The following is a 16,238-nucleotide window of genomic DNA, read 5'->3' on the forward strand; positions in this document are numbered from 1 at the left end:
TATGAGTGAGATTTTACGGTTCAATGACCTGGAAGTGTTGCTGACACTCAAACCGATAAAGAATATTCATTTGAGTGTGCATCCGCCAATAGGCGATGTGACATTATCGGCTCCGGAGGATATGGATGTGGAGAAGCTGCGCGTATATGTGTCTACCAAATTGGGCTGGATTCGTAAAGAACAAAAGAAAATACGCGCACAAAAACATGAACCGGAGCACCTCTTCATTACCCAGGAGAGCCATTGGTTTTTTGGCAAACGCTATTTGTTGAAAATTACGGAGTCGAACAAACGGCCACAGGTGGTTTTGCACCATCACAAAATAGAGCTAATCGTTCCCGCGGGAAGTTCAAGAGAATACAAGCAGGAAAAGCTCTATCAATGGTATCGCCAGGAATTGAGCCTTGTTTTGCATGAGATGATAGAGAGGTATATAAACAGTATGAATGTCTCTTTAGCACATTGGGGTATCCGCAAAGTCAGAACCAAATGGGGAAGCTGCAACGACAAAACGAAATCAATCTGGTTTAACATTGAATTGGCCAAGAAACCGAAGGAATGTATTGAATATATTGTCGTGCATGAGTTGATCCATCTGAAAGAAAGACATCATAACGACAACTTTCTTATGATGATGAACCGGTATCTGCCCAATTGGGAGTTAAGACGTAAACAATTAAACGAATGGCATAAGAGCCCAACCTCTCCAAAGAATTGAGCTAAATGCTTGGATTATAAAAATAATTCCTATATTCGCACCGTATTTCGAATTACCCATGATGGGTAATACCAACCGAGTGTAGTCACCACGGTGGTCAAATAATACGGGAGCCATCCAAAATAAACGTGCATCATCCCCTATCTTTTTTGCTCGAAATACAATATTATTAACTAATTAATATTGTGTTATTATGAGAAATGTAAATCAGTCGCAAGACTACTTTTCAGAGTTCCTAAGTCGTTTTAGAGGTTACTCCACAGAGGAGTTAGTTGAATGTTTCAATCGTGAAGTGGGCAACTTAGGCTGGGGCAATGCCCGTGCGGCCTACCTGGCCGCCCTCCGCACTGCCTTCTACGAAAGAGACCTCACATTAGACCCAACAGTCTTTATGCCCGGCGCCACCTCCTACAAACGGAAAATCAAACTAGTATGCAAAGTGGTTGCCGTAGATGAATAAGAGATCTGCTGTTGATCCACAATGAATCCTCAATAACCGTTCTAAAGTCGAACCAAAATTGGGGTACTCTATTAACCTGATAAACAATATAGATAGCTATATAAGGGATGCACCTGTTTCTGTAAAAATTAAGCTGATTGGTTCGATGTTTCCTGAAAAAATCGAATTTGACGGAGAGTCATATCGAACCAATTCTTACAACAAAGTTTTGGACTTAATCTATCAGCAAACCAACGAGTTATGTAGCAAAGAAAAAGCGGACAAATTAGATTTGTCCGCTTCAGTACCCAGAGCCGGGACTAAATACATATGTTATTCGATTGATATACAGCGAGTAACAAAATAGCGAGTAACAAAATAGTAACAAAAAGCGACAAGTAACAACAAATTAGCTAAAAAAATAGAGCTATCACCCCCGTAGTCGTCAAACATAAAAGATACACGTAAAGTGTAGCCAAGGGGTAATAGCTCCGCAGCAAATATAAGTATAAATGCAGTAAGGCCAAACGACCAGCTAAAAAAGAATAGCGAAAAGAAAACATATCCCGTCAAAAAGTAGTCATTAATAGCCTGAATATATATGGCTATTAATGACTACCTGTATTATTTGCCCACACTTCCACCGCCGTATACATTTGCGCCGTAACCCGATGCACTCGGAATGCAGGCCAAGTGTAGCCGGGTTACCGGGTGTCGCTGTGGAGCCCTGCATCTACCGCAGCAGCCCAGCAAAGCATACACAGAATATTAATATGAATAACTATTTAACTAGTGGAGAAGCGGCAGGATATCTGCATATCAGTATGAGCACGCTGTACAAGCTAACCATGCGGCGGGAGATCCCGCACTACAAGCCCACGGGCAAGCTGTGCTACTTCAACCGGCAGGAGCTCGACGAGTGGATCAGCCGGAACCGGATAGCCACAACAGAGGAGATTAATAACACGGCAAGCGAGTATTGCCTAAAGAATGGAGGGCGTCGGGCATGAAAAGAAAAAAAAGCCCCGCCAAGGGGCTGGGGCAACAGGTACACAAAGATAATCATTCTGGCCGAATATACAGCACTGTACGGGCTTTATTTTTGCAAGGGTATAAATTGACAGCCAAGCAAATAAATGCGATCACGGGCAGCAACGATGCACGTAAGATCATCTCTGACCTTCGCCGGGAAGGGTGGAATATAGTAGACCTTCGCATGCCTAACGGCTGCAAGCTCTATTGGCTGGCCGAGGACGTGCGGCAAGGTGAGTTATTCGCCGAGGTAGTCGAATCTAATAGCATGGCCGTATGAGGATTGATTTAACGAAGTTCAGCCAACGAGAGCCGGATCAAGTGGATACCGCTGCCGATATATTGGCCGGGTGCGTTATCGACATCACGAAGGACTACCCGCCGGTGCAATTCCTTCTCCGGGATCGCTACGGTAACGGGCTTATATCACGTGGCGACCTCATCGGCATGAAGGGCAAGGCCAAGGCGGGTAAGACGTTCGCTTGCGCTGCCCTGGAGACCGCCATACTTAGCGGCAGTTACATGGGCTTCACGGCGGAGAAGGAGGGTATGAAGGTTCTACACGTGGACACGGAGCAGAATATTTATAATGTAGCGGAGAAGGCACGCATGGTTCACTCTCTCTGCGGCTGGCCTACCTCATCGAGTAACGAGCGGTATATTGTGTTATCCCTGCGTGAGTTCCGCCCCTCGGAGCGACTGGAGCGAGTACGGGCTGCTATCGACCGATACCGTCCGGACTGCGTGTATATCGACGGGATCCGGGATTTATGCAAAGACTTCAACGACATTGGCGAGAGTGGTGTACTGATCGGCGAGTTAATGCGCTTGAGTAGCCGTTATGAGTGCGCTATCCTGTGCGTCCTCCATGAGAATAAAGGCGACGGCAATATGCGGGGTCACTTGGGTACGGAACTCCTAAATAAATGCAGCGAGACCTACCAGGTCAGCCGGGAGAGCAATAGCGGAATGATAACGGTAGAACAAACCGAGTGTCGTAACGCTCCCGTAGGTAAATGGGCATTCTCCATTGATGAAGAGGGGCGACTGCGCCCGGAAACTGTAATTAGCAAAGAGGACGAAAAGAAAGAAGATCTACGGCAGGCGTTTGAATCTATATTCAGCCAGCGGGCGAGATACAGGCACACAGACCTTACCCAAGCCTATATGGCACGCAGCGGCGTTAAAGACAGAACTGCAAGAAACCGGATACAAGATGCCGTCAATACCGGAATAATCAGCAAGCAGGATGACGGTGTATATACTCTCGGCGATTTCTCCGACGACCTCAACGGATCAGCACCATTTTATGAGGATATATACAGATGAGAAGAGGTAATATTAAAGTATGGCAAGGGGTACGGCAAATGGCACCCCTATATATAGGGGGTTGCCGTTTTGCCGTTACCTTTCCCCGAATTACGGCAAATACCGTTTTGCCGTTCATTTGCCGTTTTGCCATAAAATCATTTTAACAACTAAATTATGACAAAAATTCTATCAAAAAACGTGAGTTTCTACAAGAAAATCACAGAACCGCCGGTCAAAGAAGTAGATTTATATACACTTCTTACCTCGGACAGATTCAAAGACTCGGTAGAGAAGGTTCGACAGACTAAAGCCGTTAAAGGTAAAGAAGCGTATGACCAGATAAAGAAGTCTTTGCCCAGCTTCACCGTAAGCGGAACATTCAGCGGGGCAAGCGACAGCAGCCTGTTGCAGCACTCCGGCCTTATCTGCATCGACATTGACCGCAAGGATAACCTCGACATGGATAACTTCGACCAATTAAAGGAGATCATCTACCAGGTGCCACACGTCGCTTATTGCGGTCACTCGCTTAGCGGTGAGAGTTATTTCTGTGTTATTCCTATATCACACGCCGAGAAGCACCGGGACCACTTCCGCAGCCTTCAGAAGGATTTTGCCCGGTGCGGCCTAACTATAGACACTAATTGTATCAACGTAGGGCGCAAGCGCTTTGTATCTTATGACCCCGAGCCCTACATTAACCTGAAAGCAGAGGTGTATTCCTGGATCGCTCCGGCATCGGAATCACGACCACGGCCAGCACAGGAGAAGCGACAGGAAGAGGTCGACCCCGATACCCTGGCGAGAGTTGAGGCCATTGCCGACTATTGCGAGAGAGAATTGATTGACATCACGGAGGGGTATGACAACTGGCTGCGTATCGGTGCGGCTTTGGCTTCTCTCGGAGAAGCTGGCCGGGACATATTCCACCGCCTCAGCGCTATGAATAGCGGATACGATTACGGGCAGGCAGATAAGCAATTCACAGCCTGTCTGCGGATGGATAAGGTACACGTCGGCACCTTATTCCACATAGCAAGAGAACACGGTGTAACGGCAGCTATTGACTTCAAAGACATAACAGCATGAAAAGAATAAACGACATGAAAAGAATAAACGACGACGGCTCGACGGACGAGATAATAGGACGTACAAGATTCTACACCATAGGGCGAAGCACGATTAACGGCCACGTATTTAAGACTCGATGGTGGGAATGGGGGGCTGTTGAATTTGAGCTGTGCAACGGGTTTGCCAAGTGGCAGGGGTACAAGGGCAAAAAGGACTACATCGATAGCCACCCGTCATTGGCACACTATATCAAAGAAAAGGGATCCTGTCCTAAGTGGATAGCATTCTGGCAGGATCAGTTTTTTATTATGAGTCGCTAATGGCACGCAATACCTACAAACCTAAGACCTACTACCCCGGTGTCGCTAAGGCGATCGCCCGGGAGTACATCGCCCTTCATCGTAAGTATTGCTACGGCTGTGCGAGGATCGGCAGCTACTGCGGTCGGAGCATGGAGGACGTCTTTGCCGATACAGTATTCTACGTCATGCATGATGAGGTGGCCAAGTCTTTACCGACCGATCAGCTACTACAACACTTCGACTACCGCTACAATATGCTACTGTACCGGGCACGCATGGATGCCAGGCGGGAGAGTCACCCCGATAGCATAGAGCCTAAGCCGATCGACGACGGGTGAGAAGAACGACGAAGGGGTATGGGTGTAAATTTCTGAGAATCAAGTCACTGAAACCCCCACACCCCCGAGTTTACACACACGGGCAAATTTTGAAATTTGAAAATGTTAATAAAATGTTAAAAATCAATCAAATAAAACAAAAAAGCTATGCCAGCACAACTTAAGACAGAGATCATTCTCAACGATACAAAATTCAACAACACGCTGCAGAAAAGTAAGCAGCAAGTGTCAGATTTCAGCGGACAAATGAAAGCCGTCTCAGCCGGCGTAAAAGTCTTTGCAGGGACTTTAGGCCTTGGGGTAGCTGCAGGGGAAGCCTTCAGGGCAACAATGCGGAGCAATCAGGCGACCTCGGATGCTTTCGATAATCGTATCAATGCTGCAAAGGATTCCGTAAGCGCTTTTTATCGTTCGCTTGCAACAGGCGATTGGGCACCGTTCAAAGACGGGGTCGCCAGTACATTGACAGAGCTTTACGAGCTGTCGGCCGTCATGGATGACCTGGCGGATAAGAAACTCTCGCTCGGCTTCATTAAGACCCAAGACATGGCAGCCATTACAGAGATGGAAGCAAAGACCAAAGACCTGACGCTGTCCTTCGAGGAGCGCAAAAAAGCCGCCGAAGAAATGAAAGCGAAGATTGAAAGCCTCAGCACTAATACGATCGACTACATAGAGGATCTGCAAGGTGCTTTAGCCAAGTCGTATAAAGCAAATTACGGGATCGAGCTGGACACTTCCGATCTTGAGCACTTCTTCCGGTACACCAACTTCGGGAATAAGGAAGCGCTAAAAGGAGTTGAGGAGTATCGCAAAGGTTTGAGAGCCTTGGAGAACCAACACACGAAAACGAGTGTGTCACGTTCTACAGGTGCAACGAGAACCTATGTAACGACAGCAGGCCAACGGGAGATAGAGGCGTATAAGGAACAGAACCGATTCCTTAGGGTTCAATCCACTCTCCTCAACGAGAATGACGAAAACCGAAAGGCAACGCTCGATCTCCTGTCGGAACAATTCGACCTGCAGAGATCGATCAACGAACTGCAGAAACGGGCTTTAATGGTTGCCAACAGGATAAAGCCAAAGAAAGGAGGAGGCGAGGACTATGAGGCTGGATCTTTAGGCGACATTGAAGCCGAGATAGCATCTTTGCGCAAGGTATGGAGAACATCCTCCGACGAAGGTATAAGAGAAGGAGCTTTGGCCGCTATAAAAGACCTCGAAGCAAAAAAACGAAAGATCGAGTTTGTTCCCGGTTCATTAGCTGATGTCAAAGCCGAGATAACATCTTTGCAAAAGGTATGGGAGAACTCAACGGATGAGGCTGTAAAGGCTGGAGCGCTGGCGGCAATAAAAGATCTTGAGAAGCAAAAAAAATGGATCCAGCTCGAAGCAACATTAAGGATCAACAACTTGGCGGGTAAAGCGTCGAAGGGTTTCGACCTTCCCGATATAGGGGAGAAACTCAAGAACGTAAAGATTGGCCGTATCGAGCCCGTGGAGTTCGTGAACAACGATAAGCTGGCAACGTCGATCGAGTTGATGCAGACCCTCTCAACATTGACGAATAACTTCGGCGGGGTGACGGAGAATGCGACAGCGGGTTGGTTTTCGTATGCTTCGAATGTTATAACCGCTATCAGTACGATGATTCCTGTTGTAGCTACCCTCTTCGGCCTTGAGGCGGCGTTAGGGGTGGCGGAACAATCGAAGAAACCTTTTCCTATGAATGTCCTTGCGATGGCCGGAACAGTAGTAGGATTAGCTGCGGCGTTAATGGCTATTCCAAAGTTTGCGACAGGTGGTATCGTTGGTGGTAGCAGCTACTCAGGCGATAAGGTGTTGGCAGGGTTGAACAGTGGGGAGATGGTACTTAATGCCGGACAGCAGGGCAACCTGTTTAAGATGATTAACAGCGGCGGTCAACCAGGGGCTGCAGGTGTCGGAGAAGTGACGACAGTCAAGCTCAAAGGGTCAGACCTATATGCTGCTATAAGTAATTACAAAACAAAAAATTCTAAATTCTAAAACGTATGTACGAAGAAAATGAAGTTTCACCAGCGGAGAAAACGCTTAGCGAAGTATATGATCTAACAGAAGAAGCGCTAAGATATCAAGACGATGAGGATCACTACCAAGTTATGCAGTTGCTCCGGGAGATGCAAGACGTAATGGGGCGGCATTGGCGCTGGTATTGATATCACCTCAACAACAAAACCTCTATGTCGGCCGAAAAAAAACGGTTTACGCATAGAGGTTTTTCGTTCGATTTAAGCGACTTTTTGATGAGGGGTTACTCTTTTACGATTTTGATTTTTCCGCCGCAATGTGGGCAGCTAATAACGTCCTGCGCCGTTTGCTCGAATAGTTCGGCTATTGGTACATTTAAGGCCGTTGCGATATTCTCCAACGTGTCAAGTGAGGGCTTGCTTTTGCCTGATACAATGTTGCTCATATTGGGCTGCGTGATCCCTATTTCACCAGCAAGCCAAACGGCGGTTGCACCCTTCTTCTTCAGAATTTCTTTTATCCGTAGTTCCATTTTGATGTATTTATAATGTTATTCGATATGCAAATATACCGCAATATATCGTACTAAAATATAAAATAACGTTAAATATGCTCTTTTTCGATATAAATTATTTTGTGGATATACTTTTATACAGTATATTTGTGGTATAATAATACTGATAAACGATATAATCATGACAACAATATCAAAAATAAGCAAGAGAGCCGTAATGATCCGGGCATGGAAGATCTACCGTCGTGGAAATTATTCTAAGAACTTCGGCGAGTGTCTGTCAAGAGCTTGGTGGGTTGAGAAGGAGACCCAAAAAGCCCTGTTAGAAGAATATTACTGGGAACACCCCGAAGCACGCCCCGAGACATTAGGCGATCGGATCCGTAGAGAAAACCGTGAGAAGGGGATACCTGAACCCGTTTTCACCCGTGACCTGAGAGGTAAATTTTCGTTCATATAATAAACGCAACGCCCGAAGCGGTAAGAGGGCAATAAACAACAATAATATGGAAACTGAAAAAAAAGAGTACACGTTTGAAGATCTGCAAAAATTCAACATTGAAAAGAGAGTATCGGCCAGCGAATGGATAAAAGGTAACTACGGGCGTGATTGTGATACACCTGAGTTGAATCTCCTGAACGATCCGAACCCCTACAACGTATTACATGATGTTATCGAGCAGTTTTACAAGGTGGCCAGGTCTCACTATTCCCAGGCCGTACGTGTCGAAGGGATGCAAAAAGAGCTGCAAATACTGAGAACTGAATTAGGCAGACTTCATACAGTGCAACCGAAGGAGGAGAGAAAAGAGATCCGCACACTGCCTCAGCCCTTGCAGGAGCTATTCACGCAATGCAGCGCAGAGGAGTGGGCGGAGATCATGGGACACGTCTTGGATCTCCTTATATTGTCTCTGTCATGGGATGAGATCGACGAGGAATCAGTAAAGGGTCAGCTTTATTATATCAGAGTGCTCCAAAAATTCTTTTTAGCTATGCAGAAAAAGTGAAGCTACAGAAGTTTGACAGGATGCCCCCGGATCGTTTTTAGGTTCGGGGGTGATTTGTTTTAAATGGCCTAAGTAAACCCCTTACCGTATCCCTTTCAACCTTCGTAAATGAGTCGGGAGCACCTAAATAGCTATTGTACCCGGATTTGTTGCCGATATCGCCGAACTCATCACGTACAGCGGTGTAAGTCGGCCGGGTTATAAGCCCCTCAGCTATACAGGCTTGAATCACTAACGCTACATCTTTTCCCTTCTTACCTTTCAGTAGCCTATGCAGCTCCGTTATAAGTGGTTCGTTATCATCGTAAACGCACTCTCTAAAGGGTACTACAGGCCTTCCTTTCTCTGACGTAGTGGGTGCAACCTTTCTTCTTTTTTTCGGCGTAGCAGGTTCGGCCTTGTCTGTCTTTGGTATCATCTCCATCAAGGGCACGAGTTTTACTATTCCTCTTTTCTTCCAGTCAGCGTAACATTCTGCAGACAGGGGTATATTCTGTCGCTCCATAAGAAGAATGACCGGGAGTAACGCCTCACCTATAACAAGGTTGAATAAGCGTCGTTTTTCATTCTCTGTTATACCCACCTTTTTCACGTGAGCGTGTAGGTCAAGCGCTAAAGAGATAAGATCCTCCAGCACCGCCTCGCAGTACCGCTGTCGTTTATCATCGTCCATAAGTAGCAGGTGGTTCTCCAAGTACTGCGCTTCCGTCTTCGCCAGCTCCGACAACCTACTGAATGACTCCGCAGTGCATAGCCCGTCGGGAAATATAATTTTTGTTACCGGCAGGGGCAGGCGTGACCGATCCTTTGGGAGATCGTTACCCTGTGCGTCAGATTCAGCCTTTTGTCGAAGTTTCTCCACCGTCTTATGATAGTTCTCGTCGAACTCATCAAACCGCTGGGGTTTTACCTGCTCGACAAACGCTTGGAATGCTTTTTTATTGGTGTCGATCATATGGCTATAGCTTTAATTCGGGCAAACTGTTTATATTTGCTGCAAATCCCCAAACTTCTAATATTTCATTCGTTATGTATGCAACATCGTCATCCTCTGCAATAAGATAATTGTATGTTTTGTTAGTCATCGCTTCCAAAAGTGATTTGTAAGGTTCAAGCAATTCAAATGCTATTCCTCTTATGTTAGCTCTTTCTTTGGCGTTTCTTGTAAGTGATAGTATTTTTTGTCTGTCGGTTCCTCCTATTCTTTTTCCCCTCAATCCCATTACCTCACAAGCAACACAACCGCCATAGAGCATCAAAACTTCTTCTTTTTTTGATAGCTTTATTTGCTTTACCTCCATACAGTTTATATCTACCTTAATTGTGTTCATTACGTTAGTGCCATAAAAACCGCTTAAATCACTCCAAAACTCAATCCTTTCAACTATTTCACGCTTACCAATTAAGCAAGCAACCAAATAATGTCCATATTCATGGCAAATAATGTTCTTCTCTTTTTTTAGTACTATCATAGCATCACAATTTCAATTCGGGTAAACTGTTTATAGCGGCTTCTTTTAGGCTGTCTACAGCTCGGGTATACTTCTCTGTATGCTTTAGCCCGGAATGACCCAAAAGACTCGCTACGGTCTTTATATTGGCTCCATTGTTGAGAATATTGACGGCGAACGAATGCCGGGCGCAATGCCAGGTTATATGCTTATCTATCCCCGCTCTTGCTGTCCAGCGCCTAAGAGCTTTTAGGCACATCGTGTGGCTGGGCAGGTCGAATATTAACGCATCTTTTATCGCTTCGCCTTTAGCCGTGACCGGTGGTTGCCCGATCAATGATATAAGCCCGTCATTTAAGGGGATCACTACCCAGCTGCTTGCGCTGTGCCCTTTGGTTTTGTCCTGTTCAAACCTCAACAGCCGATTGGAATAGTCTACATCTCCGTAGGTAAGCCCTGCCACGTCACAGTGACGTATGCCGGTGTACAGGCAGAATATAAACGCCCGGCGTATCTCTTGGTTCTGTCCTTGGTAGGTGGTTGCAATTAGGGTTTTCATCTCCTCGATGCTTAGCACGTCTTTTCGCAGCACGTTGGTATCAGCTTTACAGACAACGCCGGCGCAGGGGTTTTTTTGTAGTATGTCGTTATCGACGGCGTGTTTCACTACCTTTTTGAAACGCTGGTAGTAGTTGCTTGCGCCTTCTCCTTTGCTACGGCTTTGCAGATACTCGACAAAGGCGAGCATCATATCTTTGTTCAGTTGATGCGCTTTTATACCTTTGTCGTAAGTATTCCCGTATTCCTCAGCGAGGAAGTCTTTGAACCGTTGCAAGGCACCGGTCATCATCCGAATATCTTTTTTAGTGTATTTAGAGTTATACACCTCGAAATATGTAATAAAGTCCGTGTTTCGTTTCGCTTCCGTGTTGAGGTCGAAGGCACTCGAGTTTAACTCGGTTTCTCTTTTCGTTCGGATCTCCTCAGCAAGTAGCCGGGTTTTGTGGTTTTGTTCTCGCTCTAAGGGTGTCCGGGCTTTTTTGTTGAGGTAAAGTTTCAGAAACTCATATTTTCGCTGCCCGTCCCTATATATATCAAGATATAGGCTAATGTTACCGTTAGATAGAATTTTCTCCCGGAGCGTTACATTATTCTTCTTCGTTGATTTTCTCATGCCGTGTATATTTATGTTTGACTTACGGCAAATATAATTTGTTTGCGAGTAACAAACAAGTAACGAGTAACAAAATAGTAACAAAATAGAGCAAAAAAAGAGAAAAGACAAGAAAACAAAAGAAAGTGATTTTAGCGTAAATCGTTGATTTTTAACCGCTTTTCTTTCTTTTGTTTTCCTGTCTTTTCATACCCAAGTACCCAGAGCCGGGATCGAACCGGCATGGGAATTACCCCACTGGTGTTTGAGACCAGCGCGTCTACCAATTCCGCCATCTGGGCATGTTTCCAACATGTTTGCTTAGAGAATTTCTTCCAAAAGCGTTGCAAAGGTATGCATATTTTTTTATCTGCCAAACTTTAGGCGTTTTTTTATCAGGGATAACGCATATAATTGGGATGCAAAAACGCCGTGAATTACTTGTAAAGCAAATTCACGGCGTTTTAGATGTCGTGTATAGATGTGTTTATCTTATTTGGCAATCAACAGGAAGTAATTCTTTTTGCCTCGTTGCACCAACAGGTATTTGCCATTCAACAAGGAAGAGGCGTTGATCACCACATCGGTTTCCGCCAGCTTTTCTTTGTTCAGGCTTACACCGCCGCTTTGCACCAACTTACGCATCTCCCCTTTAGAGGGGAACACAGCCGCCTTCTCTGTAAGAAGATCTACGGCTTTGATGCCTGCGTTTACTTCGTCGAGCGATACTTCGAACTGAGGCACCCCTTCGAAAACAGCCAACAGGGTGTCTTCATCCAATTTTTTCAATGTCTCTGATGTGGAGTTGCCAAACAGGATATTGGAGGCTTCTACCGCCATTTCGTAATCCTCTTCGGAGTGAACCATCACAGTTATCTCCTTGGCCAAACGCTTTTGCAAAGCACGCATGTGAGGCGCTTCTGCCTGTTCGGCTTCAAGCGCTTCAATCTCTTCGCGCGAAAGAGCCGTGAAGATACGGATGTATTTAGCCGCGTCCGCATCGCTTACATTCAGCCAGAACTGATAGAATTTATAAGGAGAGGTGTAACGGCGATCGAGCCAGACATTGCCTGTTTCCGTTTTTCCGAATTTACCTCCGTCGGCTTTGGTAATCAACGGACAAACCAAGGCGAAAGCCTCCGCTTCGGAGCCAAGCTTACGGCGGATCAGTTCCGTTCCGGTCGTGATGTTACCCCATTGGTCGGAACCTCCCATTTGCAGGCGCACGCCTTCATTCTGATAGAGGAAAAGATAATCGTATCCTTGCAGAAGTTGATAAGAGAATTCGGTAAAAGACAACCCGGTGTTTGACTCGCCGCTCAGGCGTTTCTTCACAGAATCTTTGGCCATCATGTAATTCACGGTCAAGTGCTTACCGATATCACGAATAAAGCCAAGGAAAGAATAATCTTTCATCCAGTCGTAGTTGTTTACCAACTTGGCCGCGTTAGGCGCGTCCGAATCGAAGTCAAGAAACTTCGCCAACTGTTTCCGGATACTCTCCTGATTGTGACGGAGTGTTGCTTCGTCTAACAGGTTACGTTCCGCCGACTTCATCGAAGGGTCGCCAATCATACCGGTAGCCCCACCGATCAAAGCGATCGGACGATGGCCAGCCCGCTGAAAATGCCGAAGCATCATCACGCTCACCAAGTGGCCGATATGCAACGAATCGGCTGTCGGGTCGATACCGACATAAGCTGAAGTCATCTCTTTCTGTAACTGTTCTTCCGTTCCGGGCATCATATCATGGATCATGCCCCTCCATCTAAGTTCTTCTACAAAATTCATCGAATTAAATATTATTTTTTACTAAAAGAATGGCGTCAAAGGTACGACTTAAAACTAACAACGCAAAGTAGTTTGTTAGAAAGGGAGTTAGAGAGTGAGCGTTACTCATTTTTTTAGTGTTGCAATCGCTTCTACATTTGCTAATCGAGATTACATTTCAAAATCTGAAACTCGCCGTTTTCATCTGCTGTAATACCGAAAAGGGATGAATCATCTTCGCTTATGACAAATGTGTTTATCAACTTGTCTAATGTGTATGATTTGACAAAGTTACCCTCCCAATCAAAAACAAAAATATCTTCATTATAATAATTGGGATACCCCTTGTAATCATTCTTATCGATAAAATCCTTATTTCTCAGGGGGTAAGGCATGAGATAGATGTACTTATTCGTTGTGTAGGCTTTTAATCCTCTTAAATTTTCAATACTTCCTTTTGGATTCATTCCATCGTCAGAGGTTGTATAGATTGTAAAGTCATTTACTACCGATGTTCGAGATACTTCATGTACGTTTTTGAAGGAAAATATTTCAGCATAATTGCCCGACCAACCGTAGTATAGATATTGATTTCCTATCCCCCTATTCCTTATCCCACCATTATTGTATATTACTCTTTTAGTAATAATCTCCGCATAACAGTTATCTTCTGGAAAAGAAGCGTTTGTGTCTATAATTATATCTTTTTCCTTATGCACTACGGAAAGCATATTGGTTTTATCTAAAGGGCCTCCCACTATAACATAAGCGCTATCACCCATCGTTGCAAAACCTCCATTGGTTCCTAAGAAATAATCATTAAAAGAAGAGCTTTTAAACTTTGTCCAGTTTTCTTTTTGATACAGGTTACTTGATTCTGCGTTTATTTTATAATAATCCACACTGTTGTCTTTAGCGTCATAAAAATAAATATCCAGTGTGGCTTTATCCACAAAACAGGAAGGATAGACCATTTCATAAGGACCATTTCCTATCCGTATCAAGTCGTTCTCTTTAACCAGCTTATTGCCATTCGTAGCAAAAATTGTAAAAGCGTGATCCGTTTTAAAGTTTTGAACGATCAGTTTGTCGTTTATCATCTCAACCAAATAGTCACTCAAGATCATAGAATCACACTCCAGAATAGAAGAGCTGATCTTGGTGTTATTCAACTTCTTTAATTTTTCCAAAGAAGAACCCTGTTCGCTATACGAACAAGATATGCACACAAAAAAGAAAAGGATGTATGAGTATTTCATATGCTTATCATTACAATTATAAGAGGGTTTTGCTCCCTCCCACAAAACTATAATAATAAAAAAGAAGTGACGATTATTTGATCAAAATTAGTGTATTTTAGTATTCTTTTTATCTGGCATACCTATCAAGGGCTCCATATCGTTGAAAGAGGCACCATCAAGCATTTTTATGACAACAACCGACTCAAATTTTAAGTTACAGAATTACAAATAAGATTCTATCTCTTTTTCGAACTCAGCCTTCCAACTGGGTCGTGGCGCATTATTTGTTTTTAACTTTCCATCTTTCCCTATTATCATATATCGGGGATATGAAGCAATCTGATAATTCACAGTAAAAAGTTTTGAGGCATCTTCATCAAGAAAATAATGTTCACCTTCTAACTGTAACATTTCGATATCTTTCAGCCATTGTTCCATTTTTGAAGTAACGCATAGGTATACAAATACGACATCCTTATCCCGCATTTCCTCTTTACGAAGTTTCGCTGCAGGGAATAACACTTTGCATGCACCGCACCATGTACCCCAAACATCTATATATATGACTTTGTCTCTGTATCTGGCAGAAATAGTTTCAATAAAGTTAGCAGGTACAGGTTCCACTATATGGTTCGAATTTAAATAAGATATACCCGGAATATCAATATTATCAAATTCCGGTCTTGTTTGACTCTGCAACCTGGCAATATAATCTTTCACAAATGATGAGTTAATTAAATCCCATGCCTGGGGAAGCGAGTCTATCGGCTCATCGAAATAATCTTTTATTACCATTGTTGTTATATAATCCCTGTTAATTCCGGCAGGCATTTTTTTCAGTACACTCCGAACTTTCTCCCATCCTTTCATCCATTCATCATTATTATAGTCCTCGGCAACATATCCGTGGTAAAGTGCATTTGCATAATTAAACGCATGATTATGCCACCCCTTATATGTAAAACTTGTCGGATTAAACATTTCCAACTTTTTGTTTTCAAGAAGTTCCTGCTTTAGTACAGATGCTTCAGGTGTATAGTCGGAATTTTTATAGTTCTGCAACCAATAAGTAGAAATATCATAATTTATTATCCCTTTAAGTATGATCTCTACTTCATGTGGAAAATTATTTTTCCGTGTAAAGTTGGATATGGAATCATGGAGAGTTGTGAGTTTTTGTTCCAGAACCTGGTTGTATTCTGTAACTGAGAGGCTATCGGAAGGCTGTTGGTCATAATACAATGGTGAAAGTGAATAACCTATATATTCTATACCCTTCCATAAAGAATTGTTTATGTTGGCTTTGTCACCCGAAAATACCACAGCACTGGTATAATTCTCTCCTTTAATCTTTTTTGCATCAATCGTCACAAATATTGAGTCTCCCGGTTCGGCATAAAGGGGCACGTATTTGCTGTATTCTAACTGGAATTGAGCGGGATAAGGTGAGGGGTAAGTTATCCTGAAGGAACTATGGGCATCAAGAATCTGAACTCTGGATGGAGAAACATTAAACACGTCAGTAAAATCAACACGTACCACTTTGGGTGAATCCTCCTCGGGATTAATAATCTTACCGGCCACAATGATTTCCTTCGGCGAAAAATCGGAAACAATACTTGTACATGATAATATAAGCGGTGCAAATAATAAGATTGCTATTTTTGTTTTCATATTAGATTATTTATGTGATTATTTTTATCATATTTAACTACTACTAACCGACTAAACTCTTGAGTAAAGGGGCTATCTCCTTTCGGATTCACCCCCAATGTCGTAGATTTGTTGTACCACCAAAAATAAACGACATGTGTAAAGATAGTGGAAAAAATTAGTCGGTCAGCTGATTTTCAAACAAATGATAGATTTGCTGCC

At 43.9% G+C, this 16,238-nt stretch carries 19 protein-coding genes, 1 tRNA gene, 1 pseudogene and 1 riboswitch; of the genes and pseudogenes, 13 read left to right on the forward strand and 8 right to left on the reverse strand.

Annotation, left to right across the window (positions count from 1 at the left end):
* Nucleotide 1 precedes the first annotated feature (1 nt).
* From M2134_RS10740 to M2134_RS10790, 11 genes and pseudogenes are all read left to right on the forward strand, one after another.
* Complete coding sequence (locus M2134_RS10740) at nt 2–718, forward strand: SprT family zinc-dependent metalloprotease (protein ID WP_280750705.1); 717 nt, start codon at nt 2–4, stop codon at nt 716–718.
* Nucleotides 719–755: 37 nt separating this feature from the next.
* Nucleotides 756–853: riboswitch (SAM-I-IV-variant riboswitch) on the forward strand.
* Nucleotides 854–911: 58 nt separating this feature from the next.
* The gene (locus tag M2134_RS10745; RefSeq protein WP_280750706.1) at nt 912–1,178 is read left to right on the forward strand and encodes a hypothetical protein; all 267 of its coding nucleotides are present in this window, start codon (nt 912–914) and stop codon (nt 1,176–1,178) included.
* Nucleotides 1,179–1,212: 34 nt separating this feature from the next.
* A pseudogene (locus M2134_RS10750) lies at nt 1,213–1,524 on the forward strand (hypothetical protein); the annotation flags it as partial.
* A gap of 406 nt (nt 1,525–1,930) precedes the next feature.
* Nucleotides 1,931–2,167 carry a helix-turn-helix domain-containing protein gene (locus tag M2134_RS10755; RefSeq protein ID WP_280750707.1) on the forward strand — a complete coding sequence of 79 codons (237 nt, stop codon included), beginning with the start codon at nt 1,931–1,933 and terminating at the stop codon, nt 2,165–2,167.
* Nucleotides 2,168–2,259: 92 nt separating this feature from the next.
* On the forward strand, nt 2,260–2,469 hold the full coding sequence (locus M2134_RS10760; RefSeq protein ID WP_280750708.1) for a hypothetical protein: 210 nt from the start codon (nt 2,260–2,262) through the stop codon (nt 2,467–2,469).
* The gene (locus M2134_RS10765) at nt 2,466–3,518 is read left to right on the forward strand and encodes an AAA family ATPase (protein ID WP_280750709.1); all 1,053 of its coding nucleotides are present in this window, start codon (nt 2,466–2,468) and stop codon (nt 3,516–3,518) included. Before M2134_RS10760 ends, M2134_RS10765 begins: the two co-directional genes overlap by 4 nt.
* A 156-nt stretch (nt 3,519–3,674) precedes the next feature.
* Nucleotides 3,675–4,589 (forward strand): BT4734/BF3469 family protein, encoded by a 915-nt coding sequence (locus M2134_RS10770; protein ID WP_280750710.1) that lies wholly within the window; start codon nt 3,675–3,677, stop codon nt 4,587–4,589.
* A gap of 14 nt (nt 4,590–4,603) precedes the next feature.
* On the forward strand, nt 4,604–4,891 hold the full coding sequence (locus M2134_RS10775; protein WP_280758177.1) for a hypothetical protein: 288 nt from the start codon (nt 4,604–4,606) through the stop codon (nt 4,889–4,891).
* Nucleotides 4,892–5,022: 131 nt separating this feature from the next.
* Complete coding sequence (locus tag M2134_RS10780; protein ID WP_280750712.1) at nt 5,023–5,211, forward strand: hypothetical protein; 189 nt, start codon at nt 5,023–5,025, stop codon at nt 5,209–5,211.
* Nucleotides 5,212–5,541: 330 nt separating this feature from the next.
* A complete protein-coding gene (locus M2134_RS10785) occupies nt 5,542–7,242 on the forward strand; it encodes a hypothetical protein (protein WP_280750713.1) in 1,701 nt (566 codons plus the stop codon).
* Between the two features lie 5 nt (nt 7,243–7,247).
* Nucleotides 7,248–7,412, forward strand: a complete 165-nt coding sequence (locus M2134_RS10790) for a hypothetical protein (RefSeq protein WP_280750714.1) — start codon at nt 7,248–7,250, stop codon at nt 7,410–7,412.
* Nucleotides 7,413–7,507: 95 nt separating this feature from the next.
* Here M2134_RS10790 and M2134_RS10795 read toward each other — a convergent pair whose 3' ends face one another.
* Nucleotides 7,508–7,756 carry a helix-turn-helix transcriptional regulator gene (locus tag M2134_RS10795; protein WP_280750715.1) on the reverse strand — a complete coding sequence of 83 codons (249 nt, stop codon included), beginning with the start codon at nt 7,754–7,756 and terminating at the stop codon, nt 7,508–7,510.
* A gap of 163 nt (nt 7,757–7,919) precedes the next feature.
* Here M2134_RS10795 and M2134_RS10800 point away from each other — a divergent pair, with 163 nt between their 5' ends.
* Nucleotides 7,920–8,198 carry a hypothetical protein gene (locus M2134_RS10800; protein ID WP_280750716.1) on the forward strand — a complete coding sequence of 93 codons (279 nt, stop codon included), beginning with the start codon at nt 7,920–7,922 and terminating at the stop codon, nt 8,196–8,198.
* 46 nt (nt 8,199–8,244) lie between these two features.
* On the forward strand, nt 8,245–8,748 hold the full coding sequence (locus M2134_RS10805) for a hypothetical protein (RefSeq protein WP_280750717.1): 504 nt from the start codon (nt 8,245–8,247) through the stop codon (nt 8,746–8,748).
* Between the two features lie 37 nt (nt 8,749–8,785).
* Here the strand turns inward: M2134_RS10805 and M2134_RS10810 are convergent, their stop codons facing one another.
* From M2134_RS10810 to M2134_RS10840, 7 genes are all read right to left on the reverse strand, one after another.
* On the reverse strand, nt 8,786–9,703 hold the full coding sequence (locus M2134_RS10810) for a hypothetical protein (RefSeq protein ID WP_280750718.1): 918 nt from the start codon (nt 9,701–9,703) through the stop codon (nt 8,786–8,788).
* Between the two features lie 4 nt (nt 9,704–9,707).
* On the reverse strand, nt 9,708–10,220 hold the full coding sequence (locus M2134_RS10815) for a hypothetical protein (RefSeq protein WP_280750719.1): 513 nt from the start codon (nt 10,218–10,220) through the stop codon (nt 9,708–9,710).
* 4 nt (nt 10,221–10,224) lie between these two features.
* On the reverse strand, nt 10,225–11,373 hold the full coding sequence (locus tag M2134_RS10820; protein WP_280750720.1) for a site-specific integrase: 1,149 nt from the start codon (nt 11,371–11,373) through the stop codon (nt 10,225–10,227).
* A gap of 197 nt (nt 11,374–11,570) precedes the next feature.
* Nucleotides 11,571–11,654, reverse strand: a tRNA-Leu gene (locus tag M2134_RS10825).
* Between the two features lie 190 nt (nt 11,655–11,844).
* Complete coding sequence (gene tyrS / locus M2134_RS10830) at nt 11,845–13,143, reverse strand: tyrosine--tRNA ligase (RefSeq protein ID WP_280750721.1); 1,299 nt, start codon at nt 13,141–13,143, stop codon at nt 11,845–11,847.
* Nucleotides 13,144–13,283: 140 nt separating this feature from the next.
* Nucleotides 13,284–14,312 carry a BF3164 family lipoprotein gene (locus M2134_RS10835; RefSeq protein ID WP_280750722.1) on the reverse strand — a complete coding sequence of 343 codons (1,029 nt, stop codon included), beginning with the start codon at nt 14,310–14,312 and terminating at the stop codon, nt 13,284–13,286.
* A gap of 273 nt (nt 14,313–14,585) precedes the next feature.
* On the reverse strand, nt 14,586–16,037 hold the full coding sequence (locus tag M2134_RS10840) for a thioredoxin-like domain-containing protein (RefSeq protein ID WP_280750723.1): 1,452 nt from the start codon (nt 16,035–16,037) through the stop codon (nt 14,586–14,588).
* Between the last annotated feature and the right edge of the window lie 201 nt (nt 16,038–16,238).

The organism is Parabacteroides sp. PM6-13 (genome assembly GCF_029892605.1).
Taxonomy (GTDB): Bacteria; Bacteroidota; Bacteroidia; order Bacteroidales; family Tannerellaceae; genus QVMG01.